Source organism: Bradyrhizobium sp. CCBAU 21365 (genome assembly GCF_015291305.1).
Taxonomy (GTDB): Bacteria; Pseudomonadota; Alphaproteobacteria; order Rhizobiales; family Xanthobacteraceae; genus Bradyrhizobium; species Bradyrhizobium elkanii.
The window spans coordinates 4,968,554-4,991,399 of record NZ_CP030036.1 but is presented as its reverse complement, the minus strand read 5'-3'; the positions used below and the strand labels follow the sequence as shown (position 1 = coordinate 4,991,399).

At 64.7% G+C, this 22,846-nt stretch carries 20 protein-coding genes and 2 tRNA genes; 15 read left to right on the top strand and 7 right to left on the bottom strand.

Translation table 11 applies throughout. From position 1 onward, the window contains the following. Positions 1 to 37 precede the first annotated feature (37 nt). Positions 38 to 1,177: an acyltransferase gene (locus XI02_RS22935; RefSeq protein WP_016842105.1), complete on the bottom strand. Its 1,140-nt coding sequence runs from the start codon at positions 1,175 to 1,177 to the stop codon at positions 38 to 40. Between the two features lie 513 nt (positions 1,178 to 1,690). On the opposite strand from XI02_RS22935, the gene XI02_RS22930 reads away from it, so the two are divergent. After that, a tRNA-Cys gene (locus XI02_RS22930) sits at positions 1,691 to 1,764 on the top strand. 43 nt (positions 1,765 to 1,807) lie between these two features. Here the strand turns inward: XI02_RS22930 and XI02_RS22925 are convergent. Together XI02_RS22925 and XI02_RS22920 are read right to left on the bottom strand one after the other, a co-directional pair. After that, positions 1,808 to 1,990 (bottom strand): hypothetical protein, encoded by a 183-nt coding sequence (locus tag XI02_RS22925; RefSeq protein WP_016842103.1) that lies wholly within the window; start codon positions 1,988 to 1,990, stop codon positions 1,808 to 1,810. A 424-nt stretch (positions 1,991 to 2,414) separates the two neighbouring features. Beyond that, positions 2,415 to 3,059 (bottom strand): TetR family transcriptional regulator, encoded by a 645-nt coding sequence (locus XI02_RS22920; RefSeq protein ID WP_016842102.1) that lies wholly within the window; start codon positions 3,057 to 3,059, stop codon positions 2,415 to 2,417. A gap of 94 nt (positions 3,060 to 3,153) precedes the next feature. Between XI02_RS22920 and XI02_RS22915 the strand changes: the two genes are divergently transcribed. From XI02_RS22915 to XI02_RS22885, 7 genes are all read left to right on the top strand, one after another. Further along, entirely contained in the window at positions 3,154 to 3,639 is a 486-nt protein-coding gene (locus XI02_RS22915; RefSeq protein ID WP_172647929.1) for a DUF1772 domain-containing protein, read from the top strand. Between the two features lie 272 nt (positions 3,640 to 3,911). Then, a tRNA-Asn gene (locus tag XI02_RS22910) sits at positions 3,912 to 3,986 on the top strand. Between the two features lie 123 nt (positions 3,987 to 4,109). Beyond that, entirely contained in the window at positions 4,110 to 4,289 is a 180-nt protein-coding gene (locus XI02_RS22905; RefSeq protein ID WP_016842100.1) for a hypothetical protein, read from the top strand. 135 nt (positions 4,290 to 4,424) lie between these two features. Beyond that, positions 4,425 to 5,090 carry a protein-L-isoaspartate O-methyltransferase gene (locus XI02_RS22900; protein ID WP_018271709.1) on the top strand — a complete coding sequence of 222 codons (666 nt, stop codon included), beginning with the start codon at positions 4,425 to 4,427 and terminating at the stop codon, positions 5,088 to 5,090. A gap of 213 nt (positions 5,091 to 5,303) precedes the next feature. Beyond that, on the top strand, positions 5,304 to 6,707 hold the full coding sequence (locus XI02_RS22895; protein WP_026192785.1) for a TolC family outer membrane protein: 1,404 nt from the start codon (positions 5,304 to 5,306) through the stop codon (positions 6,705 to 6,707). A 334-nt stretch (positions 6,708 to 7,041) separates the two neighbouring features. Continuing rightward, positions 7,042 to 7,776 carry a PopZ family protein gene (locus XI02_RS22890; RefSeq protein ID WP_018271708.1) on the top strand — a complete coding sequence of 245 codons (735 nt, stop codon included), beginning with the start codon at positions 7,042 to 7,044 and terminating at the stop codon, positions 7,774 to 7,776. 273 nt (positions 7,777 to 8,049) lie between these two features. After that, positions 8,050 to 10,917, top strand: coding sequence for a valine--tRNA ligase (locus tag XI02_RS22885; protein WP_018271707.1), 2,868 nt, complete (start codon positions 8,050 to 8,052; stop codon positions 10,915 to 10,917). An 18-nt stretch (positions 10,918 to 10,935) separates the two neighbouring features. Here XI02_RS22885 and XI02_RS22880 read toward each other — a convergent pair whose 3' ends face one another. Continuing rightward, the gene (locus tag XI02_RS22880) at positions 10,936 to 11,541 is read right to left on the bottom strand and encodes a DNA-3-methyladenine glycosylase (protein WP_016843446.1); all 606 of its coding nucleotides are present in this window, start codon (positions 11,539 to 11,541) and stop codon (positions 10,936 to 10,938) included. 213 nt (positions 11,542 to 11,754) lie between these two features. Between XI02_RS22880 and lipA the strand changes: the two genes are divergently transcribed. The 3 genes from lipA to XI02_RS22865 all read left to right on the top strand — a co-directional run bounded on the left by lipA (position 11,755) and on the right by XI02_RS22865 (position 13,811). Beyond that, complete coding sequence (gene lipA, locus XI02_RS22875; protein WP_018271706.1) at positions 11,755 to 12,714, top strand: lipoyl synthase; 960 nt, start codon at positions 11,755 to 11,757, stop codon at positions 12,712 to 12,714. A 90-nt stretch (positions 12,715 to 12,804) separates the two neighbouring features. Further along, on the top strand, positions 12,805 to 13,344 hold the full coding sequence (locus XI02_RS22870) for a hypothetical protein (protein ID WP_016843439.1): 540 nt from the start codon (positions 12,805 to 12,807) through the stop codon (positions 13,342 to 13,344). After that, positions 13,344 to 13,811 (top strand): ubiquinone-binding protein, encoded by a 468-nt coding sequence (locus tag XI02_RS22865; protein WP_026192784.1) that lies wholly within the window; start codon positions 13,344 to 13,346, stop codon positions 13,809 to 13,811. The genes XI02_RS22870 and XI02_RS22865 overlap by 1 nt, the downstream gene beginning before the upstream one ends. An 86-nt stretch (positions 13,812 to 13,897) precedes the next feature. On the opposite strand, the gene XI02_RS22860 is transcribed toward XI02_RS22865, so the two are convergent. The 3 genes from XI02_RS22860 to XI02_RS22850 form a co-directional block, all read right to left on the bottom strand. After that, on the bottom strand, positions 13,898 to 14,293 hold the full coding sequence (locus tag XI02_RS22860; RefSeq protein WP_194483154.1) for a BA14K family protein: 396 nt from the start codon (positions 14,291 to 14,293) through the stop codon (positions 13,898 to 13,900). Between the two features lie 171 nt (positions 14,294 to 14,464). Then, positions 14,465 to 15,064 (bottom strand): CinA family protein, encoded by a 600-nt coding sequence (locus XI02_RS22855; RefSeq protein ID WP_018271705.1) that lies wholly within the window; start codon positions 15,062 to 15,064, stop codon positions 14,465 to 14,467. Between the two features lies 1 nt (position 15,065). Then, on the bottom strand, positions 15,066 to 16,292 hold the full coding sequence (locus XI02_RS22850) for a bifunctional 2-C-methyl-D-erythritol 4-phosphate cytidylyltransferase/2-C-methyl-D-erythritol 2,4-cyclodiphosphate synthase (RefSeq protein ID WP_018271704.1): 1,227 nt from the start codon (positions 16,290 to 16,292) through the stop codon (positions 15,066 to 15,068). 285 nt (positions 16,293 to 16,577) lie between these two features. Between XI02_RS22850 and dusB the strand changes: the two genes are divergently transcribed. From dusB to XI02_RS22830, 4 genes are all read left to right on the top strand, one after another. After that, positions 16,578 to 17,579, top strand: coding sequence for a tRNA dihydrouridine synthase DusB (gene dusB / locus XI02_RS22845; RefSeq protein WP_018271703.1), 1,002 nt, complete (start codon positions 16,578 to 16,580; stop codon positions 17,577 to 17,579). Beyond that, entirely contained in the window at positions 17,576 to 18,751 is a 1,176-nt protein-coding gene (locus tag XI02_RS22840; RefSeq protein ID WP_026192783.1) for a nitrogen regulation protein NR(II), read from the top strand. The genes dusB and XI02_RS22840 overlap by 4 nt, the downstream gene beginning before the upstream one ends. 9 nt (positions 18,752 to 18,760) lie before the next feature. Next, positions 18,761 to 20,203 carry a nitrogen regulation protein NR(I) gene (gene ntrC / locus XI02_RS22835; protein ID WP_016840705.1) on the top strand — a complete coding sequence of 481 codons (1,443 nt, stop codon included), beginning with the start codon at positions 18,761 to 18,763 and terminating at the stop codon, positions 20,201 to 20,203. A gap of 178 nt (positions 20,204 to 20,381) precedes the next feature. Continuing rightward, positions 20,382 to 22,841, top strand: coding sequence for a HAMP domain-containing histidine kinase (locus XI02_RS22830; protein WP_018271701.1), 2,460 nt, complete (start codon positions 20,382 to 20,384; stop codon positions 22,839 to 22,841). Positions 22,842 to 22,846: the final 5 nt, after the last annotated feature.

The following is a 22,846-nucleotide window of genomic DNA, read 5'->3' as shown; positions in this document are numbered from 1 at the left end:
AAGCCAAATGCCTTTGGCGCTGGCGGGGTATTTCTCACTAGCAACCTGATTGTGGGAACCGGACCGCAGTTGGGTGGACTGCCGCTGGCTCGGGAAATTCCGTCCCTTCAGGCGCTGTCGATCGGCGGTGAGCGAGCCTCCGGATGGCGTCGCGCGCGGGCACCTCGATCTTGAAGTAGGTGACGGTCGAGACGACAAGCGTCGTTACGATGAGGACGGTATAGGTCAGCACTGGCCAATGGTCGGGCGCGAAGCGGACGAATACCGCGAAAACGATGAGATGCACCATATAGACCGAGTACGAGATCAGCCCCAAAAAATGCAGAACATGGGACGCCAAAAGGCGAGATGAGGCCGAGGTTTGAGCTGTCGCGGCAAGCACGATGAGTGGCAAGAGAAACAAAACGGCCTGCGACGCCACGAGGCCATAGTAACCCAGTGTCAAAATGACAACGAAACCAGCCCAGATCGCCGCTGAATATCTTGTGCAGAAGACATAGAGCCCGTCCCGCTTCTCAAAGCTTGCGAACACAATCCACCCGGCGGTGAATCCACAAACCCCCCGACACAGATTTACCCAATAGCTCCATTGGCTTTCGGGGACATAGAGCTGGACCGCCAGCGTGCGTACGTCGAAATAGTTCGTGAACATGAGGTGGGCTGCGGTCGACAAGCCCATGATGCACAGCAGCTTCGCTGCTACCGAGCGTGGGGCTCTTAACTGCAGCAGTATTGGAAACAGCAGAATGTAGCAAAACCATTCGACGGAGATCGACCACGCCGGAGTATTCCAATGCACCCCGGATCCTATGATCGGCCATGAATTGAGCAGGGGCAGTTGCAGGACCAGATCGAATACGGCCGCCTCACGCAGATAGTTGGCCGGAGCGAGGAACAGCCACATCGCTCCTGTGATGACGAGCGTTAGCAGATACAATGGATAGAGCCTCGCTATGCGAGCCACCATAAAATTCGAGAACTGAAACGAGTTCCGGGGATAGGCATAGGCGAGCGTGAAGCCGCTCAAGCAAAAAAACAGATCGACGGCCGCATTGGGCCAATTCAGATAATACGGCATCGGCATCTTGAAGTGCGCCAGGGCAACTATTGCTGCAGCCAATCCACGAAGCCCTGTGAGCGCCTTCAGATCTGGCCGCCGCCTATGGATCGGGCCCATGCTCAACCTGTGATACGAATTCCAATCGTCGCAGTCGCAGTGCGAGCTGCAACTTCTAACGTTGCGTCGGTTTGTAGCAACCCTTGCGGGTGTAGATCCTAAGCCAGGGTTACCCGCTCACTAATCGCCACAGCCGGCGACATAAATCTTGGTTTCTCATCTCGCTGCTTGGCCATGCGCTTGGCGTCATGCTTGCTCAACTGCTTCATGAAAGTCGCAGTGGGTGTGGGCCGTCCTCGAATTGCGCAAACGCCAGCATGCGCTCGGCGGCGTCGTTCACTATGAGGGCTTCGCTGCGCTCTTCGAGCCGCCGCGGCATGACGAAGGGAACTGGTACTCAGCCGTGGCGGGGTTTCGATCCGGTATTCTGGCTATGCCGGGAGCCTAGCCAGAACAGACCGGGCACGACAGTTTCGGAAATCACACGGAACGGGAGTTTCGGAAATCTGCGAAAAGGCGACTTGGCCGCCTTGCCTAAGCCCTTGTGGGTCTGTATCAATCCGCCCGCGTCGGGGCCACGTGGCGGAGTGGTTACGCAACGGTCTGCAAAACCGTGTACACCAGTTCAATTCTGGTCGTGGCCTCCACTCATCTCATCAATGGCTTGCAGCCAGCCAATGAGAAGCCGCATTAGCTCGCGGCGTACCAACCTTCAGGAAACGGAATCAGCGGCCACGGCGCCTGGTTGTCATTGGCCGCGCGCGGTGGCGGCTGAATGCGGGGCGAGGGCTGAGCCACAAGATCCTCCTGAGCAATGGGCGCGATCGCCGTTCGCACGGCGTCCAGCAGCAGATCAAATTCGACTTCGCTCATCGCGCTCTCCGAGGTTCGAGAGCGCCATGGTCGCAAAACTGTCTTCGGTCCGGATTGAGCGATTCGTTCGAATTTTATGAAAAGAACGATGGCGCCCGTGTTGGTTAATAAACCGTTGGTGACCCCTTCGGGAACCTAGGTCGGCGTGGCCGCACCTCATGTGAGACAGATCACATCTTGCGAAAAACTCTGCCCGGAATTCCCGGCAAGACTCATAGCCGTCAAATATCGCAGGAATTTTAGGGAGCCGTGACAATGAGGGCGTGCATCGCGGGACGCAGGCCGCCTCGATCCTCGACTCTTGCCGACATGGTTTCTCCAGTGGGCAGCGTTGCGCGCTGCGGGCAGCGCCCAACAGCGCAAATCGCCTCCGCCCGCTGTTGATCGCCTCGGGCCGGAGGAAATTCCCGACGTTTGCGCGCAGTTATGTCAGCCCGGCGAGGTCGTGCGGCAGCATGGTCTTGAACTGCGTCAGCGCCTGCCGCGCCTTCCGCGGTGGCAGCGCGATCGCGTGACGCACGGCGGCGGCTATCAGCGTCATGGTCAGTGCTGAAAAGGTGGCGAGGGCGGCAGTCGGCATGTCGGGCGCAATCCGCCTGATCGCGTCGGACAACAGGCCGGAGAGCACGGCCATGTCGTCCGCATCAAGCTTCTGCAGGGCGCGGTCGGCCTGCGTCGCCTGCCAGATGTCGCGCATGACAGGCTCGCGCATGAACATCTCGTAGTAGCTGTCGACGATCCGGCAAAGCGCCGGGTGCAGGTCGCGCGCGGTCGCCACCGCGGCCAGATCGCGCCTGACGCAATCGCGCCCGACCGCGTTATGGCGTTCGGCCAGGGTGCCGATGATTGCGGCCTTGTCCGGGAAATATTGATAGAGCGAGCCGAATGCGACGCCGCTGCGCGCCACAATGTCGCTCATGCGGAAGGCCTCGCTGCCCTTTTCCGCCATGATCTCGGCCGCGCAGGCGAGGATGCGCTCGAAGCGCTCGCGGCTGCGCTGCTGAGTCGGGGCAAGCCGCGCCAGCCCGGGCAGGGGGACTTCCGCGGGCGCGGCCTTTCGTCTCGACATCTCTCTCTTCCCTGCGATCGGGGTTGACGGCTCTAATACGAGAGTTTATCGCGTTTCACAAATACGAGTATATCTCGCATTTGGAGGCGGAACGATGCGCCAGATCCTGACCTCGGGCTTGCTGTGGTTTTCCGCGCTCGGCTGCGGCTTGCTCGCCGGGCTCTATTTCGCGTTCTCGGCTTTCGTCATGACCGCGCTCGGCCGGATCGATCAGGCTGCCGGCATCTCGGCGATGAACGCGATCAATGTCGATATCGTCCGCTCGCCGTTCATGCCGGTGTTCCTCGGCACCACGCTGTCCTGCGCCGTGCTGGTCGTGCTCGGCGGGCTCAGATGGCAAGAGCCGGGCGCGATTGCGATGATTTGCGGCGGCGGCATCTATGTGGTCGGCATGTTCGTCGTCACGGTCGTCTTCAACGTTCCTCTGAACGATCAGCTTGCGGCTACCGACCCGGTGGGCACGTCGGCGACATCGGTCTGGGCGCGCTATCTCACTGACTGGACCTTCTGGAACCACGTGCGGACCATCGCCTCGCTGGCCGCGACCGCGCTGTTCATCGTCGCCATTGCCGGGCGATAGCCCGCCCCGTTTGCGCGAGGAACTGGGCTATGGCGCCCCTGACAGAATCACGGGCGCGGCGCGACCGCCGCGCTGGCGGTGTTTCCAGGCGCCCGCAGGAGCGGCGGCCGGGCCGGCGGGCTGGGCATGTACCACGCCGGGAGATGGGTAAGCCCTTGTATCGCAGAGGCTTACCGTGCGCGCTAAAGTTTCGCCGGAGGAGCCATTTGGTTCTTTGCAAGGCCGAAAGGCTTTGTTATACGCTGCCCGCTCGCGAACAGATGTTCGCCTATTCCTCGGTAGCTCAGCGGTAGAGCATTCGACTGTTAATCGAATGGTCGCTGGTTCGAATCCAGCCCGGGGAGCCAGTTCGGTCTGGCCCCATCAACAATCACAAGCCCGTGGTCCGCAGCGGACAGGCCGAAAACGTCGTCAAATCGACTCAATAGCCGTCGACACTTGCTCTCGCCGGGTCCTGAGAGGTGATTTTGATGGCCATTAACCTGATCGACCTGTCGATGCCGCAGCCGACGCTGGTTCCGAACGATGCCCCCGACATCAGCGATGATGAGTGCGTTCGCCGGCTCGCGAGGGCCGTCGAGGAGCATGATTCCGAGCATCTCGATGAAGTGGCCCGCCTGATCGGCCGACTCGCCGTCACGATCGAATAGACCGCGCCGTGGAGCGCGTTTTGGAAGCGCGTTTGCGCGCCAGCGGCGTGTTGCGTTTTGGCGGAGCTTGTTCCAAAAGATGGCCCTGTTCTAGCTTCTCCAGCGGCAATGCCGCGACTTGCAGGGTCTCCGCCAATGACCGGTTTTTCGACCGCGCGCCAGTATATGGTCGATGGTCAGGTGCGTCCGAGCGACGTGACCGATGATCGTATTCTCGATGCCATGCTGACCGTGCCGCGCGAGGTCTTCGTGCCGGCCGACAAGCAGGCGCTGGCCTATCTCGACCTCGACCTCGATGTTGCCGAGGGCGGTGCGACGCGGCGCTGCCTGATCACGCCGGCGCTGCTCGCCCGGATGCTCCAGGCCGCCGAGATCAAGTCCACCGACCGCGTCCTGGTGGTCGGCTGCGCGACCGGCTACGCCGCCGCCGTCGTGGCGCGCTTTGCCGCAGACGTCAGCGCGACCGAAAGCGATCCGGCGCTTGCCGAAAAGGCGACCACAGCCTTCGCCCAGCTCGGGATCGAGAATATCACCGTCAAAACGGCTGCGGCCGCCGACGGCAATGCCGCGGGCGCCCCGTTTGACGTCATTATCCTCAATGGTGCGACGGAAATCGTCCCGACCGGGCTGTTCGGCCAGCTCAAGGAGGGGGGCCGGCTGGTCGGGGTGTTCGGCCTGTTGCCGCCGCCGCGCGCCACCCTGGTGACGCACTCCCACGGGGATTTCGGCCATCGCGAGCTGTTCGACGCCTCGGCCCCCGTTTTGCCGGGATTCGAGCGAGTTCCCGCCTTCGTGTTCTGACGCTATCGCGGCGCACCGGCTGATAAAATCCCGTTCCGAATCAGAAGTGTGGCCCGTTTGCCCCATGTGAAGAGTTTCGACCGTGTTCCGTTGCGGGGTAGTTCCGTTGGCCCTAGCTGCGGACTAAGGTGAGGCGGGACTCACTTCGACTGAAGCGACCGCCGGACTGATTTGCGTGTGGAGACGGCGACTACAATGATTGGATTTCCGGGGATGCGTGGGGTGAAGGTTGTCACCGCGGCTGCGACTGCCGTCCTTCTGTTGGCGGAGATGGGCCCTGTGCCCGCACTCGCCGATACAATCGAGGCCGCTTTGGTGCGGTCCTACCAGAACAATCCCCAGCTGAACGCGCAACGCGCGCAGGTGCGGTCAACTGACGAGAACGTTCCGCAGGCACTGTCGGGCTACCGCCCGAAAGTCGCACTGACGGCAAGCGCGGGGTACCAATACACCGATACGCTGACGACACAGGGCGGCGACGCGAACAATCTTGTCCGCACCCAAATCCATGGCGCCAACGCGCCACGCAGCGCAGGCCTCACGGTCAACCAGTCGCTGTTCAACGCGCAGAACGCGCCCAGGGTGCGCGCGGCGGAAAGCCAGGTCTCGGCGGCCCGCGAGGCCCTGCGTGTGCTCGAGCAAACCGTGATCCTGAGCGCGGCCACGATCTACATGGATTATCTCCGCGACTCCGCCATCGTCGAAGTTCAGCGCAGCAACACGCGCGTGCTGGAACAGACGCTGAAGCAGACCCAGGATCGCTTCAATGTCGGCGAAGTGACGCGGACCGACGTCGCGCAATCCGAAGCGCAGCTTGCGGCTGGCAAAACCCAGCAGCTCACTGCCGAATCGAACCTGACGACGACGCGATCGAATTTCCGCCGCATCATCGGCAACGAGCCGCAGAATCTCGCGCCGGGCTCGCCGGTCGACCGCTTCCTGCCAACGACGCTTGCAGCCGCCGTCGAACTCAGCCTGACCCAGAATCCGAACGTCACCTCGGCGATGTACGGCGTCGACGTCAACTTCCTGCAGGTCAAGGTCAGCGAAGGTGCGCTGTTCCCGTCGGTCAACCTGCAAACGTCCGTGCAGCAGCAATACGAGCAGACCATGATCAGCCAGCGCGCATTCAGCGCGGGAACGGCGGTCCAGCTGTCGGTGCCGCTCTACCAGGGCGGTGCGGAATACTCGCTGATCCGCCAGTCCAAGGAATCGCTGGCGCAGCAGCGCCTCGTTCTCGAACAGACCCGCGATCAGGCGCGCGCCAACGTCGTCACCGCATGGGGCCAGCTGGTCGCCGGCAAGTCGCAGGTGGCATCGGCACAGGCGCAGGTGACCGCGTCGGAGATCGCCCTGAACGGCGTGCGCGAAGAGGCCAAGGCCGGTCAGCGCACCACGCTCGACGTGCTCAACGCGCAGCAGGCGCTCGTCAACGCCCGCAACGCGCTGGTCACCGCGCAGCACGACCGCGTCGTCGCGTCCTATAACGTGCTGAGCGCAGTTGGCCGCTTGTCGCCGCAGGTGATGGGTCTTTCGACCAACGTCTACGATCCGAGCGTGCATTACCAGCAGGTTCGTGACAACTGGGCCGGCGTACGCACGCCCGACGGCCGCTAAACACCTTCGCATCATCATCGCTTGTCGCGTCATGTTTGTGGTTCTGAGTTAATCAGGACCACAAACAGGCGCGTTTGCTTGCATTCGATAATTGGCCTGACATACCGTTTTGTCGGGCAGCAAGGCGATTCGCGGCGCGCCGGCGTAGCGTGATGACAGGTGCGACGCCACCTGTGATCACGCTGCATTGGGCGACACGAAGCTTGCGCAAAGCCTCGGGCGGGCTTGATCTGGGGACAAGTCGGGCGGGAGCAATGAAAATCTCCGCCCGCATCATCGGAACCGGCGAATCCTCTCGGGCTTGATGTAAAATCGTTTCGATGTGGAGTCGGAGATGACGCAACCTGCGAAGGTCCAAGAGCCCTCGATGGAGGAGATCCTGGCGTCGATCCGTCGCATCATTGCCGACGACGAGGCGAAGCCGGCCGCGGCCGAGAAGCCTGCGGCCGCCGCTGCAGCGCCGGCGCCGAAGGTCGAGCCAGCACCAGCAGCCAAGCCCGCGATGAAGAGCCCGCCGCCCGCAGCGCCATCGGCCGCGAAGGCCGCCGCGCCCGCGCCGAAATCGCCGCCGCCTGCGCCGGCACCGGCGGCCAGCAACAGTCAGGACGACATCGACTCGCTGCTCGCCAGCCTCGACGAGGCGACGCCCGCGGCCGAGATCAGGCCGTCGCCGCAGCCCGCAGCCCAGCCCGAAGCCGACGTGTTCGAACTCACCGACGAGATGGCACTGCCGGACCCGGCGGCCGCGCCGTCGTTCCGCAAGGTCGAGCCGCAGGACGACGTCGAGTTCACGGAAGCGCGGAGCCGGGCGCCGGAACCGGCCCGGGAGCCGCCGGCGATCGAGACCGCGCCCATGCAGCAGATCATCTCGGGAACCACGATGCGGGCCGTCGAGTCGGCCTTCAACTCGCTGGCCAACACCGTGCTGAGCAACAATGCGCGGACGCTTGAGGATCTGGTCAAGGAGATGCTGCGGCCGATGCTGAAGTCCTGGCTGGACGACAATCTGCCCGGGCTGGTCGAGCGGATCGTCAAGGCCGAGATCGAGCGAGTATCCCGCGGGCGTTAGCTCCGCCGCGGGCGCTAGCACCGCAGTCGGCGCGAGGCTGGCTCCCGCCGTTGGGCCTGGCAGCCCTCATTCAGCTCACCAAATGTCCCACAGCTTCGGTCTGACAAAATCAGAACCGATACCCCAGCTTGCTGTTTTGACGCGTTTTCTTCACGCGAGCCGGTGTCCACGTCGCTCGAAAACGCCCTAAACGCCGATTTGACGTGCCGGTCCGGTTGACTTGGTGCGCTCCGGCGGCTTTCTAGCCCTTTCCATGGTCCACAGCGCATTGTCATGATCGAGAAAAACTACCAGCCCGCCGATATCGAGCACCGCATGGCCCAAATCTGGGAGGAGAGCGGTGCGTTCAAGGCCGGCCGACCTGAACGCAAGGACGCCGCGCCTTTCACCATCGTGATCCCGCCGCCGAACGTGACCGGCTCGCTGCACATGGGCCACGCGCTCAACAACACGCTGCAGGACATCCTGTGCCGCTTCGAGCGGATGCGCGGCCGCGACGTGCTGTGGCAGCCCGGCACCGATCACGCCGGCATCGCCACCCAGATGGTGGTCGAGCGTCAGCTGATGGAACGGCAGGAGCCGGGCCGGCGCGACATGGGCCGCGCCAAATTCCTTGAGCGGGTCTGGCAGTGGAAGGCCGAGAGCGGCGGCACCATCGTCAACCAGCTCAAGCGTCTCGGCGCCTCCTGCGACTGGTCGCGCGAGCGTTTCACCATGGACGAGGGCCTGTCGCGCGCGGTCGTCAAGGTGTTCGTCGAGCTGCATCGCGATGGCCTGATCTACAAGGACAAGCGCCTGGTCAATTGGGACCCGAAGCTGCTTACCGCGATCTCCGATCTCGAAGTGCAGCAGGTCGAGGTCAGGGGTCATCTCTGGTATCTGCGCTATCCGATCGAGGGCCGCAGCTTCAGCCCAGACGATCCCAAGTCGTTCATCGTGGTCGCGACGACGCGCCCCGAAACCATGCTCGGTGACACCGGGGTCGCGGTGCATCCGGACGACGAGCGCTACACCGATCTGATCGGCCGGCACGTCATCCTGCCGCTGGTTGGCCGCAAGATTCCGATCGTCGGCGACGACGTTGCCGATCCTGAGAAGGGCTCGGGGGCCGTCAAGGTGACGCCGGCACACGACTTCACCGACTTCGAGATCGGCAAGCGCCACGGCCTGCCGCAGATCAGCGTGCTCGACCAGGAGGGCAGCCTCAGCCTCAACGGCAACGAGGACTATCTGCGCGGCCTGCCGGCCGGCGCCACCGAATTCGCGGAAGAGTTTCACGGCATCGAGCGCTTCGCCGCACGCAAGAAGATCGTTGCAAGGCTGGAAGAGTTCGGCTTCCTCGAGCGGATCGAGCCCAACACCCACATGGTGCCGCATGGCGACCGCTCCGGCGTCGTGATCGAGCCGTATCTCACCGACCAGTGGTATGTCGACGCCAAGACGCTGGCGCAGCCGGCGATCGCGGCGGTGCGCTCCGGCGAAACGACGTTCGTGCCGAAGAACTGGGAAAAGACCTATTTCGAGTGGATGGAGAACATCCAGCCCTGGTGCATCTCGCGCCAGCTCTGGTGGGGCCATCAGATCCCGGCGTGGTACGGACCCGACGGCAAGGTGTTCGTCGCCGAGACCGAGGAAGAGGCGGTCGGCCACGCGCTCGGCTATTACGTCGAGCAGGAAGTCATCACGCCGGAGCAGGGCCACGACATGGCGGTCGACCCCGCCAAGCGCGAGGGCTTCATCACGCGTGACGAGGACGTGCTCGATACCTGGTTCTCGTCGGCGCTGTGGCCGTTCTCGACGCTGGGCTGGCCGGACGACACCCCGGAGGTCGCGCGCTACTACCCGACCAACACGCTGGTTACCGGCTTCGACATCATCTTCTTCTGGGTCGCCCGCATGATGATGATGGGCCTCCATTTCATGAAGGAGGCGCCGTTCTCGACCGTCTACATCCACCGCCTCGTTCGCGACGAGAAGGGCGCCAAGATGTCGAAGTCGAAGGGCAACGTCATCGACCCGCTCGGCGTGATCGACGAATACGGCGCCGACGCGCTGCGCTTCGCGCTGACCCGCGAGGCGGCGCAAGGCCATGACATCCGCCTGTCGCCGCATCTGGTCGAGACCAACCGCAATTTCGCGACCAAGTTCTGGAACGCCTGCCGCTTCGCCGAGATGAACGAGTGCGTCAAGCCGGACGGTTTCGATCCGAAGGGCGCAAAGGAGACGTTGAACCGCTGGATCGCGCACGAAACCTCGCGCGTCACCCGCGAGGTCACCGAGACGATCGAGGATCATCGCTTCAACGATGCCGCGGCCGCGATCTACCGTTTCGTCTGGAACGTGTTCTGCGACTGGTACCTTGAGCTCGCAAAACCCGTGCTGATGGGCGAGGAGGGTGCGGCCAAGGCCGAGACCCGCGCCATGATCGCGTGGACCCGCGACGAGATCCTCAAGCTGCTGCATCCGTTCATGCCCTTCATCACGGAGGAGCTGTGGGCAGTGACCGCAAAGCGCGACGGCCTGTTGGTGCTGGCGTCCTGGCCGCGCAAGTCGGGCGTGACTGGCGAGCAGCTGGCCGCGATCGCGACCGCCGGTCCGGTGGTCGATCCGATCATTCCGCCGGTCATTGCCGCGCTCGACGCCGACGAGTTCAGCGATCCCGCGGCTGAAGCCGAAATCGGCTGGGTGGTCGATCTCGTCACCGCGATGCGGTCGGTGAAGGCGGAAATGAACATCCCGCCGTCGACGCTGACGCCGCTGGTGATCGCGGGCGCCTCCGCCGAGACGCGGGACCGCGCGCAGCGCTGGAACGACACCATCAAGCGGCTCGCGCGATTGTCGGATATCTCGTTCGCCGATCATCCGCCGGAAGGCGCGGTGCAGCTCCTTGTCCGCGGCGAGGCTGTCGCGCTGCCGCTGAAGGGCGTGATCGATCTCGCGGCTGAACGCACGCGGCTGGAGAAGGAACTCGGCAAGGCCGACGCCGACATCAAGCGGGTCGATGCCAAGCTCGCCAACGAGAAGTTCGTCGCCAACGCGCCGGAAGAGCTCGTCGAGGAAGAGAAGGAAAAGCGCGCGGCAGCAACGGAGCGCCGCGCCAAGATCCTCGAGGCGATCGAACGGTTGAAGAAGGCATCGTAGCGAACGACGTCGTGGCGCTCAAAACCGCTTGCTGAGGAATTTCGATCCCTTCAGCCCGTAGCGCCAGGGCAGGTCGACGGCCTTGGTGATGCCGATCCGCACCCCGGTGATGATTTCGGGCGCTTCGGTCCGCGCATGGAGCGCGATCGGGGCGCGGTCCAGCGGCAATTCGCTGTGCGCGATGGTGATGCCGAGCGCCTCGCAGAGCTTGCCGGGCCCCGAGCACAGCGCGCGCGCGTCCTCCAGCCCGCGCCGCCGGCGCATCGCCGCGAGCCCGTGGGTCGGCTCGAGCGCGCGGATCAGCACGGCGCTGGCGGAGCCCGCTTCTTCGCAGACGAAATTGACGCACCAATGGATGCCGTAGGAGCGGTAGACGTAGGAGAAGCCCGGCGGACCGAACATCACCTGGTTGCGCGGGGTCGGCCCGCGGTAGGAATGCGCTGCCGGGTCGGTGTGATGATAGGCCTCGACCTCGGTGATGATGCCGCCGGCGCCGCCGACCAGGAAGGTCGCGCCGATCAGGTCGGGGGCGACCTCGTGGACGCTGCGATCGAAGAAGGAGCGTTTCAGCGCCTTGCCGAGACGCGGCGCGGTCGCGCGGGTGGATCGGGGTTTTTGAGGCATTTTGAGGTGGGAATCGGCATGGAACGGACCGCAAGACTGCCAATATATGGGCTGGTCTGCTAGGGTCGCGGGGCGGGTTGCGAGCCGCGTCAACACCGATTACCTAAGCCCTTGGTTCGGAGCATGATCTCCAGCGCAAACCCGTTCCGGGTTCGTCGCGGGAAAACCGGCCTCCACTTTTCCGGACTTTGCTCCCGCGACTTGCAGGCATCCATGGTCACCATCGTCGACACCATTTCCACCACTCAGCTCCGCCCGCGGCACCCCGAAAAGGTGAACCGGCCGGATGCCGTGTCGCCGCCGAAGCCGGACTGGATCCGCGTCCGCGCGCCGAACACGCGCGGCTATGCGGATACGCGCCGGATCGTGAAGGAGAACGGCCTCGTCACGGTGTGCGAAGAGGCGGGCTGCCCCAATATCGGTGAGTGCTGGGACAAGAAGCACGCCACCTTCATGATCATGGGCGACACCTGCACGCGCGCCTGCGCGTTCTGCAACGTCAAGACCGGCATGCCCGGCGCGCTCGAGGCGAGCGAGCCGGAATACGTCGCGGAGGCAACCGCCAAGCTCGGGCTCAGTCATGTCGTGGTCACCTCGGTCGACCGCGACGATCTCGCCGACGGCGGCGCCGAGCATTTTGCCGAGACGATCCGTGCCATCCGCGCGCGCTGCCCGACCACCACGATCGAGATCCTGACACCGGACTTCCTGCGCAAGGACGGCGCGCTGGAGCGCGTGGTCGCGGCCAAGCCCGACGTCTTCAACCACAATCTGGAAACCGTGCCGTCGCGCTATCTGACGGTCCGTCCCGGCGCTCGCTATTTCCATTCGATCCGGCTGCTGCAGCGGGTCAAGGAGATCGACCCGACCATCTTCACCAAGTCGGGCATCATGGTCGGCCTCGGCGAGGAACGGCACGAGGTGCTGCAGGTGATGGACGATCTGCGCTCGGCCGAAGTCGATTTCTTGACCATCGGCCAGTATTTGCAGCCGACCCGCAAGCATCACGCCGTGATGCGCTATGTGACGCCGGACGAGTTCGCAGGCTACGAGCGGGTCGCCTATACCAAGGGCTTTTTGATGGTGTCGGCGAGCCCGCTGACGCGCTCGTCGCATCACGCCGGCGAGGATTTCGCCAAACTGCAGGCGGCGCGCACGGCCCGCGGCCGCTAGATTTTTGTAAACGGCGGTACGCCGGCGCCGTCACGCGCCGTTGCTTGACCGAACCTTGACCGAACCTTGACCGAACCTTGGACTGGACCAATGCAGCGCGTTCTGGTGATGGGATCGTCGGGATCCGGCAAGTCGACCTTTGCGCGGCGGCTGTCCGCGATGACAGGGATTCCGACCGTGTCGATCGATGCGCTGTTCTGGAAACCGGGCTGGATCGAGTCGGGCAGGGACGAATTCGAGCGCCGCATGACCGAAGCAGCTCGGGAGCCGCGCTGGATCATGGATGGGAACTACATGAGGCACGGTGCGGGGGAATTGCGCCGGGAGCTCTCCGATACGATCATCTGGTTCGACCTGCCGCGGTCGACCTGCATGCTCGGTATCTTCAGGCGGATTGCCGGGAGCTATGGCCAGGTCCGCCCGGAGATGGCGGAAGGCTGCCCCGAGAAGATCGATCTCGAATTCTTCCGCTACGTCTGGACCTATCGCCAGCAGCAGCGGCCGAAGCTGATCGAGTATCTTGCCGGCTTGCGGCCTGATCAATCGCTGGTGTGCTTCACCGATCGGGCGCAGGCGGATGATTATCTGAAGCGCCTCGCACTCGGGCAAAACCGTGCGAGTATCCACTGATGCCACGATTCTCAAGCAAGCGGCGGGTCCGCCACACCGCACCTCAAATGTTCGATCTGGTCGCCGACGTCGAGCGCTATCCCGAATTCGTGCCGCTGTGCCAGGCGCTCAAGATCCGCCAGCGCACGCCCAAGGACGACGGCACCGAGGTCGTGGTCGCGGACATGACGGTGTCCTTCAAGTTGGTGCGCGAAACGTTCACCAGCAGGGTGACGCTCGACCGCCCTAACCTGAAGATCCTGGTCGAATATCTGCGCGGCCCGTTCAGCAATCTGGAGAATCGCTGGAGTTTTGAGCCGAAGTCGGAAGCCGAATGCGATGTCGGCTTCTTCCTGAACTACGAATTCAAGAGCCGGATGCTGGCAATGCTGATGGGCTCGATGTTCGACGCTGCGTTTTCACGCTTTGCCGCGGCGTTCGAGAAGCGCGCGGATCAGGTCTACGGCAAGCCTCAGCTGTCGACGTAGCGAAGCCGTCCCGTTTGCCTCCCTGGAACGCAAATGCCCGGCACGAGGCCGGGCACGGCGGATGATGCGGGAGAGCGTTCGCCGACTTACGGGCAGGATCGCCGCACGCCGCCGGATGCGATGTAGGTGCCCGAAGCCGGGTCGTAGGTGCGGAAACGCTGGGAGCAATAGGCGTCGTTGTTGGCCTTGGCCTGGCTCGCCGCGATCGCGCCGCCGATGATCGCGCCGGCCGCAAGCCCGCCGATGATCGCCGCGCCGTTAGCACCACGATCGCGATAGTAACCACCGTGGTAGCCGTATCCGCCGCGATAGCCGTAGCGCGGACCACCGTGCCAGTGACGATACTGCACATGCTCGACGGAGACAGGCTCGTGCTGAAATCGCGCGGGAGCGAGCGGTGCTGCCGAGGAAGGCGCAACAGTCGACAGCGTCATGGCGCCAGCGCTGATGGCGGCCACGACCAAAGTTGCCAACTTCATCATTTTCTCCTTGTTGTGGGATTTTGCCGTTGGACGAACAATCGAAACAGCAGAGTTGGAACAACATAAAGCGGCGAAGCCGCGTCACAGTTCCATTCTAAGTGGGCGTCACTGGGCCGCAGTTGACACAAGCCGCTATAAGGTTGGCCGAGGGCGACTCGACTTTGAGACGGCCTATCCGCGCGGCGGCCGGCGGCGTTTCGCAGCGTGGCTCCGCGGCGACCGAGCCACCCTTGGCCGCAACCGGCTGGCGGCCTCGCGACGCGGCTTGGCGGCTTGCGGCGGGCGCGCAAGCTCCATCAGCATGCGCAATGCTTCGACCACGGAGCGCTGCCGCACCGTACTACGGCCGATTGCGCCAAATCGCTGTTCACGATGAACGATGCGGCCGTCGCGCGCCGCGACGGCGAAATGCACCAGGCCGACCGGCTTGCCCGGCGTCGCACCGCCAGGGCCCGCGATGCCGGTGATCGAGACCGCAAGGTCGACGCCGGCCTTTTCCAGCGCGCCGATCGCCATCGCGGTCGCGGTTTCCTTGCTCACCGCGCCGAACGTTTCCAGCGTGGCGGCCTTGACGCCGAGCATGACCCGCTTGGCCTCGTTCGAATAGGTCACGAAGCCGCGGTCGATCACGTCGGAAGAGCCGGGGATGTCGGTGAGCGCACCCGCGACCAGTCCGCCGGTGCAGGATTCGGCGGTCGCGATGGTCAGCTTGCGCATCCGGCACAGGTCGAGCAGCGAGCGGGAGAGGGCACGAGCGTCGCTGCCGCCCATGTCAGGCACTCCTGCCTTTATCGTCCCAGCCTTTATCGTCCCAACCTTTATCGTCCCACGGGAGACGGACCGTGGCGCTCGCGGTTGCCGCGATGCCTTCCTCGCGGCCGGTGAAGCCGAGCCGCTCGCTGGTGGTGGCCTTGACCGCCACGCGCGAGATGTGGACGCCGGAGATCTCCGCGATCTTCGCCCGCATGGTGTCGCGCAACGGCCCGATCTTCGGCCGCTCGCAGATCAACGTCACTTCGAGATTGGCGATCCGTCCGCCACGCGCGGTGACGCGCTCGACCGCGTATTTCAGGAACTGGTCGGAGGAGGCGCCCTTCCACTTGGCGTCGCTCGGCGGGAAATGCGAGCCGATGTCGCCGTCGGCCAGCGCGCCGAGGATCGCGTCGACCAGCGCATGCAGCCCGACATCGCCGTCGGAATGGGCCAGGAATCCCTTCGTGTGCGGCACGCGCACGCCGCAGATCATGACATGGTCACCGTCGCCAAAGGCATGCACGTCGTAGCCGGTGCCGGTTCTGATGTCGCCGAGCTGGCTTGCGAGCCGCGCTTCCTCGCGCACGAAGTCCTCGGGTGTGGTGAGTTTCATGTTGGCAGCATCACCTTCAAACGTCGCAACCGTCAATCCCGCCCACTCGGCAAGCGCCGCATCGTCCGTGAAATCGGAGCGGCCCTCGCGCGCTGCGCGACGATGCGCCTCCAATATTACGTCGAAACGAAAAGCCTGTGGTGTCTGCGCGATCCGCAGGCGCGCGCGCTCCGGCGTCGCCTCGACGTCGCCGGCATCGCCGGTGAGCTTGATCGTGTCGGTGACGGGAATCACGGGGATCGCAGCGCCGGTCCGGCCGGCCGCGGCGATCGCGCGCGAGATCACGGCTGCGGTGACGAAGGGGCGCGCGGCGTCGTGGATCAAAACGATGTCGGGCTTCTCGCTTGCAAGCGCCTCGAGCCCGGCATGGACCGAGGCCTGCCGGGTCGTGCCGCCCGGCGTCGGCGGCCGATGGCGGAGGCCTGCGACCGCTTCATCGAAAAGCGCGGTATCGTCAGGATTGACCACAGGCTGCACCGCAAACACGTCCGGGTGTCCGGAGAACGCCTCCATGGCGCGGTAGATCACCGTCTGTCCGCCGATCGTCCGGTATTGTTTCGGCCCGCCTGCGCCGGCGCGCAGTCCACGGCCGGCTGCGACAAGGATGGCTGCGGTACGCTCAGGCTTCGGCATTTTGAACCAGTGACAGGCGAATCGGGGATGAGGGGAACGGCGAGGATCGCCGCGCACAGCCCTTAGCATGACCGCTGCGCAAAAACAGAGCGTTTGCCGATGACTGTGGGAAAAGCAGATCTTGTTGCAGTGCACTTGTACTGGTGGTAGGAATGTCTAAACCGTAGGCATGAGCCTTGACTGCACAAGAATTGTGCGCAGAATAGACGATGTCAGCCGCAATGGCGTGGTTGACAGAACGACGAGACGGCTGTGACCGGCGTGCAAAGTACTCCTCGTAACCCATTGAAGATCGGCGATATTGCTGTCGCCAACCGGGTTCTCCTCGCGCCCATGTCCGGCATTACCGATGCGCCCTTCCGGCGACTCGCTGCCACTTTGGGCGCCGGCCTGGTGGTCTCCGAGATGACCGCTAGCAACGATCTGGTGAACGGCAAGCCGATGTCGAAGCTGCGTTGCGAGGCAGCCGGGGTCGGGCCGCATGTGGTCCAGCTGGCGGGCTGCGAGACCCACTGGATGGCGGAGGGCGCGCGGATCGCCGAAGGCGCCGGCGCCGACGTCATCGATATCAACATGGGCTGTCCGGCCCGCCACGTGACCGGCGGCCAGTCCGGCTCCGCCCTGATGCGCGACCTCGACCATGCGGTGACCTTGATCGATGCGACGCTGTCGGCGGTCAAGGTGCCGGTGACGCTGAAGATGCGGCTCGGCTGGGATGACCGCTCGCTCAATGCGCCGGAACTGGCGCGCCGCGCCGAGGCCGCCGGCGTGCAGATGATCACCGTGCATGGCCGGACCCGCTGCCAGTTCTACAAGGGCGAGGCGAACTGGAACGCCGTGCGCGCCGTCAAGGACGCCGTCACCGTCCCGGTCGTGGTCAATGGCGACATCACCTCGTTCGACAAGGCTGTCAGCGCGCTCGAGATGTCGGGTGCCGACGCCGTCATGATCGGCCGCGGCGCGCAGGGGCAGCCCTGGCTGCCGGGACAGATCGGCCGCCGCCTGGAGACCGGGATCGCCGAGGCCGCGCCGTCGCTCGCCGAGCAGCTCACGCATATTCGCGCGCTCTATGACGAGGTTTGCAGCCACTATGGCCTGCGCATCGGGCTCAAGCATGCACGCAAGCATCTCGGCTGGGCGCTGGAGGCTGCCGCGGCCTATAGCTGCGCGCCGGCCGCGACATTGAAGGCCTGGCGGCAGGCGATCCTGACCGCAGAAGAGCCGTCCAGCGTGCATCGCTCGCTCGCCGACGCCTACGACGATTTTGCCTGGAGTGCTGCCGCATGACGTCAGCCATGGAATTCCGCCGGCCGGTGCCGACTGACGGCGAGGCCATCCTCAATGCGCTGCCCAATCCGGTGCTGCTGGTCGCGCCCGACGGGCGGATCGTCGACGCCAATATCGCGGCCGAATCATTCTTCGAGATCTCGACCCAGTTCCTGCGCCGGCAGTCGCTGAAGGAGTTGGTGCCGTTCGGCAGCCCGCTGCTGGCGCTGATCGAGCAGGTGCGGACGAGCGGCTCGCCGGTCAACGAATACAAGGTCGATCTCGGCACGCCGCGGATCGGCGGCGATCGCCAGGTCGATCTGCACGTCGCGCCGCTGACCGAGCGGCCCGGGCATATCGTGGTGATGCTGCAGGAGCGCACCATCGCCGACAAGATGGATCGGCAGCTCACCCATCGCAGCGCGGCGCGCTCGGTGATCGCGCTGGCGGCGATGCTCGCCCACGAGATCAAGAACCCGCTGTCGGGCATCCGCGGCGCGGCGCAGCTTTTGGAGCAGCAGGCGTCCTCCGAGGACCGGCTCTTGACGCGGTTGATCTGCGACGAGGCGGACCGCATCGTGACGCTGGTCGACCGCATGGAAGTGTTCGGCGACGACCGCCCGGTGGCGCGCGGCCCGGTCAACATCCATTCCGTGCTCGATCATGTGAAGCGCCTGGCGCAGTCCGGCTTTGCCCGCAATGTCCGCTTCATCGAGGACTACGATCCGTCGTTGCCGCCGGTGCTGGCCAACCAGGACCAGCTGATCCAGGTGTTCCTCAACCTCGTCAAGAACGCGGCCGAAGCGGTCGCCGATCTCGGCACCGATGCGGAGATCCAGCTCACCACGGCGTTCCGGCCGGGGGTGCGGCTGTCGGTGCCGGGCAAGAAATCGCGGGTCTCGCTGCCGCTGGAATTCTGCGTCAAGGACAACGGCTCTGGCGTCCCGGAAGACCTGCTGCCGAACCTGTTCGATCCCTTCGTCACCACCAAGCAGACCGGCAGCGGGCTCGGCCTCGCGCTGGTCGCCAAGATCGTCGGCGATCACGGCGGCATCATCGAATGCGAGTCGCAGCCGCGCAAAACCACTTTCCGTGTGCTGATGCCGATGTACAGCGCCGCCAAGCAACTCGACCAGAGCAACCGCGATGACGTTCCGGGTACGTCCTCGCCTGCCTCTCAGGATGCACGATGAGGAACACCAATGCCTGCAGGTAGCATACTTGTCGCCGACGACGACACCGCCATCCGGACCGTTCTGAACCAGGCGCTGTCGCGCGCCGGCTATGAGGTGCGCCTGACCGGCAACGCCGCCACGCTGTGGCGCTGGGTCAGCCAGGGCGAGGGCGATCTCGTCATCACCGACGTCGTGATGCCCGACGAGAACGCGTTCGATCTCTTGCCGCGGATCAAGAAGATGCGGCCGAATTTGCCGGTCATCGTGATGAGTGCGCAGAACACCTTCATGACCGCGATCCGCGCCTCCGAGCGCGGCGCCTACGAATATCTGCCGAAGCCGTTCGACCTGAAGGAGCTGATCACCATCGTCGGCCGCGCGCTGGCCGAGCCGAAGGAGCGGGTCGCCAGTCCCGCCGACGACAGCGAGTTCGATTCGATCCCGCTGGTCGGCCGCTCGCCGGCGATGCAGGAAATCTACCGCGTGCTGGCGCGGCTGATGCAGACCGATCTCACCGTGATGATCTCGGGCGAATCAGGCACCGGCAAGGAGCTGGTCGCGCGTGCGCTGCACGACTATGGGCGGCGCCGCAACGGCCCGTTCGTCGCGGTCAACATGGCGGCGATCCCGCGCGACCTGATCGAATCGGAGCTGTTCGGCCATGAGCGTGGCGCCTTCACAGGCGCCAACACCCGCGCCTCCGGCCGCTTCGAGCAGGCCGAGGGCGGCACGCTGTTCCTCGACGAGATCGGCGACATGCCGATGGAGGCGCAGACCCGGCTGCTCCGCGTGCTGCAGCAGGGCGAATACACCACGGTCGGCGGCCGCACTCCGATCAAGACCGACGTGCGCATCGTCGCCGCCTCCAACAAGGACCTGCGCATCCTGATCCAGCAGGGCCTGTTCCGCGAAGACCTGTTCTTCCGCCTCAATGTGGTGCCGCTGCGGCTGCCGCCGCTGCGCGAGCGCATCGAGGATCTGCCCGACCTGATCAGGCACTTCTTCTCGCTCGCCGAGAAGGACGGCCTGCCGCCGAAGAAGCTCGACGCCCAGGCGCTGGAGCGGCTCAAGCAGCACCGCTGGCCGGGCAACGTCCGCGAGCTGGAAAACCTCGCCCGGCGGCTCGCCGCGCTCTATCCGCAGGACGTCATCACCGCTTCCGTCATCGACGGCGAGCTGGCGCCGCCGGCGGTGACCTCGGGCAGCACGGCGACCGTCGGCGTCGACAATCTCGGCGGCGCGGTCGAGGCCTATCTGTCCTCGCACTTCTCCGGCTTCCCGAACGGCGTGCCGCCGCCGGGCCTCTACCACCGCATCCTCAAGGAGATCGAGATCCCGCTGCTGACCGCCGCCCTGGCGGCGACCCGCGGCAACCAGATCCGGGCCGCCGACCTGCTCGGATTGAACCGCAATACGCTGCGCAAGAAGATCCGCGACCTCGACATCCAGGTCTACCGGAGCGGCGGGTAGAGGTTGACGGGGCCGGCGCGGGCCCCGCTGCCGTTATTGAGTAGTCACAAATGGTTTTGGGGACACGGCGCCGCACCAGGGGTTTGCGCCGCGGAAATGTCGCAATTCGGCAACATTGTGATATGATTGCATCAGTTCGCAATTCCCGCGGGCGATCGCTCTCAGCTCAATTGCCGGTATGACCAGCGCAGAGACCACCGCTTCAACATTACACGCGCCCCCGGCCGAGCCCAATGCAGAGGCGCGGGGCTTCCCGCTGCGGCGCTGGCTGGCGCCGTTTGCCGTGGCCATCGCGCTGCTGTCCGCCTTCCTCACCTTCGTGGTGCTGACCGGCCTGACCCCGATCGAGCCCACGTCCGAGGTGGTCCGCTCCTTCCTGATGATCAATGCCGGCACCATCCTGCTGCTGGTCGGCATCATCGTCCGGGAAGTCTGGCAGATGGTGCAAGCGAGGCGGCGCGGCCGGGCCGCGGCGCGGCTGCATGTCCAGATCGTCGGCCTGTTCTCGGTGATCGCGGTGCTGCCCGCCGTGCTGGTGTCGATCGTGGCCAACGTCACCATCGAGCGCGGCCTCGACCGGCTGTTCTCGGGGCCCACCAAGCAGGTGATCCAGAATTCGCTGACCATCGCCAGCGCCTACATGCAGGAGCACGCCCAGCTCATCAACGGCGACACGCTGGCGATGGCCAATGACCTCGCCCATGCGCGGCCGCTCTACGACCAGGATCGCATGACGTTCCTGCAGCTGATGACGGCCGGCGCCGAGTCGCGCAATCTTCCGGTCGCGGTCCTGATGGACAAGGACGGCAAGATCGTCGCCAGCGCCGAAACCGGCGTTCGCCTGAACTATGAGGCGCCGCCGCCCGATATCCTGAAGGACATCAACGAGACCGAGCCGAAGATCTCGGTCTTTCCGGAAAACTACGTCGCCTCCGTGGTCCGCCTGCGGGCCTATGACGACATGTTCCTGTATGTGGCGCGGCTGCTCGATCCGGCGGTGGTTGCCCAGCTCAAGCAGACCCAGACCAGCGCGGCCGAATATGCCCAGCTCGAGACCCGCAGGCTCGGCATCCAGGTCGCGTTCGCGCTGATGTTCGCGGTGATCGCGCTGACCATCCTGATGGCCTCGGTGCTGATCGGGCTCAACTTCGCCAACGGGCTGGTGTCGCCGATCCGCCAGCTGATGGGCGCGGCGAGCGAGGTCTCGACCGGCAATCTCAATGTCCAGGTGCCCGTCAACAAGTCGGAAAGCGACCTCGCGCTGCTCGGCGAAATCTTCAACAAGATGACGCAGGAGCTGCGCACCCAGCGCAACGAGCTGGTCGATGCCAGCGAAACCATCGACAGCCGCCGCCGTTTCATCGAAGCGGTGCTGTCGTCGGCCTCGGCCGGCATCATCGGGGTCGACGCGTCAGGCACCATCGGCGTCCTCAACCGCTCGGCGGAAAAGCTGATCGGCCACGCCGAGTCGGAGACGCTCGGCCATCCGCTCTCGGACGTGCTGCCCGAGCTCGACGAGATGATGAAGACCGCGCGCGAGGGAACCCAGCGCCTGGTGCAGGGGCAGGTCACGATCCTGCGCGACGGCCATGAGCGCAATCTGTCGGTCCGCGTCTCGGCCGAGCAGACCAGCCAGTCGCGCGACAGCTACATCATCACGCTCGACGACATCACCGAATTGGTGTCGGCGCAGCGCACCTCGGCCTGGGGTGACGTCGCCCGCCGCATCGCCCACGAGATCAAGAATCCGCTGACCCCGATCCAGCTCTCCGCCGAGCGCATCCGCCGCAAGTTCGGCAAGACCATCACCGAGGAGAAGGACAAGTCGATCTTCGAGCAGTGCACCGATACCATCGTTCGCCAGGTCGACGACATCAGGCGGATGGTCGACGAGTTCTCGCGCTTCGCGCGGATGCCGAAGCCGGTGATGGAAGGCGAGGACGTCGCCGACGTGGTGCGTCAAGCGGTGTTCCTGATGAAGGTCGCCCATCCCGATCTCGACATCGAGGCCGACATCAAGCAGTCGCCGCTGCCGGCGCAGTTCGACCGCCGGCTGATCTCGCAGGCGCTGACCAACATCATCAAGAACGCCACCGAGGCGATCGAGCAGGTGCCGCGCGAGGAACTCGGCAAGGGCCGCATCGACGTCGTGGCGCAGCGCGAGAACGACGACATCCTGATCGACGTCGTCGATAACGGCATCGGCCTGCCCAAGGTCGCCCGTGCGCGCCTGCTCGAGCCCTATGTCACGACGCGGGCGAAGGGCACCGGCCTCGGCCTGGCGATCGTCGGCCGCGTTCTGGAGGACCATGGCGGCCGCATCGAGCTCAAGGATGCCTCCGATTTCCGCGACGGCCAGCGCGGCGCCTGGATGCGGCTGCGCTTTGCCGTCACGGGCCAGGCGGCCAAGCCGGAGAGCAAGCCCGCAAGCAAGGACCAAAAACCGGACGTCAAACCGGACAAGACCGAACCGGACAGTGAAAAAAATCCGCCGGAGGAGCCGACCAACAGCCCGGCACAAGCGACCAACAATGAACCAAAAATCCAAGAACCGATCCAAGATCCCGCTGATCAAGGGCCAAATAATCAAGAGCCAAATGCGCAACAGCCAAAATTCAAAGCCGCGACGAGCGACTGACAACG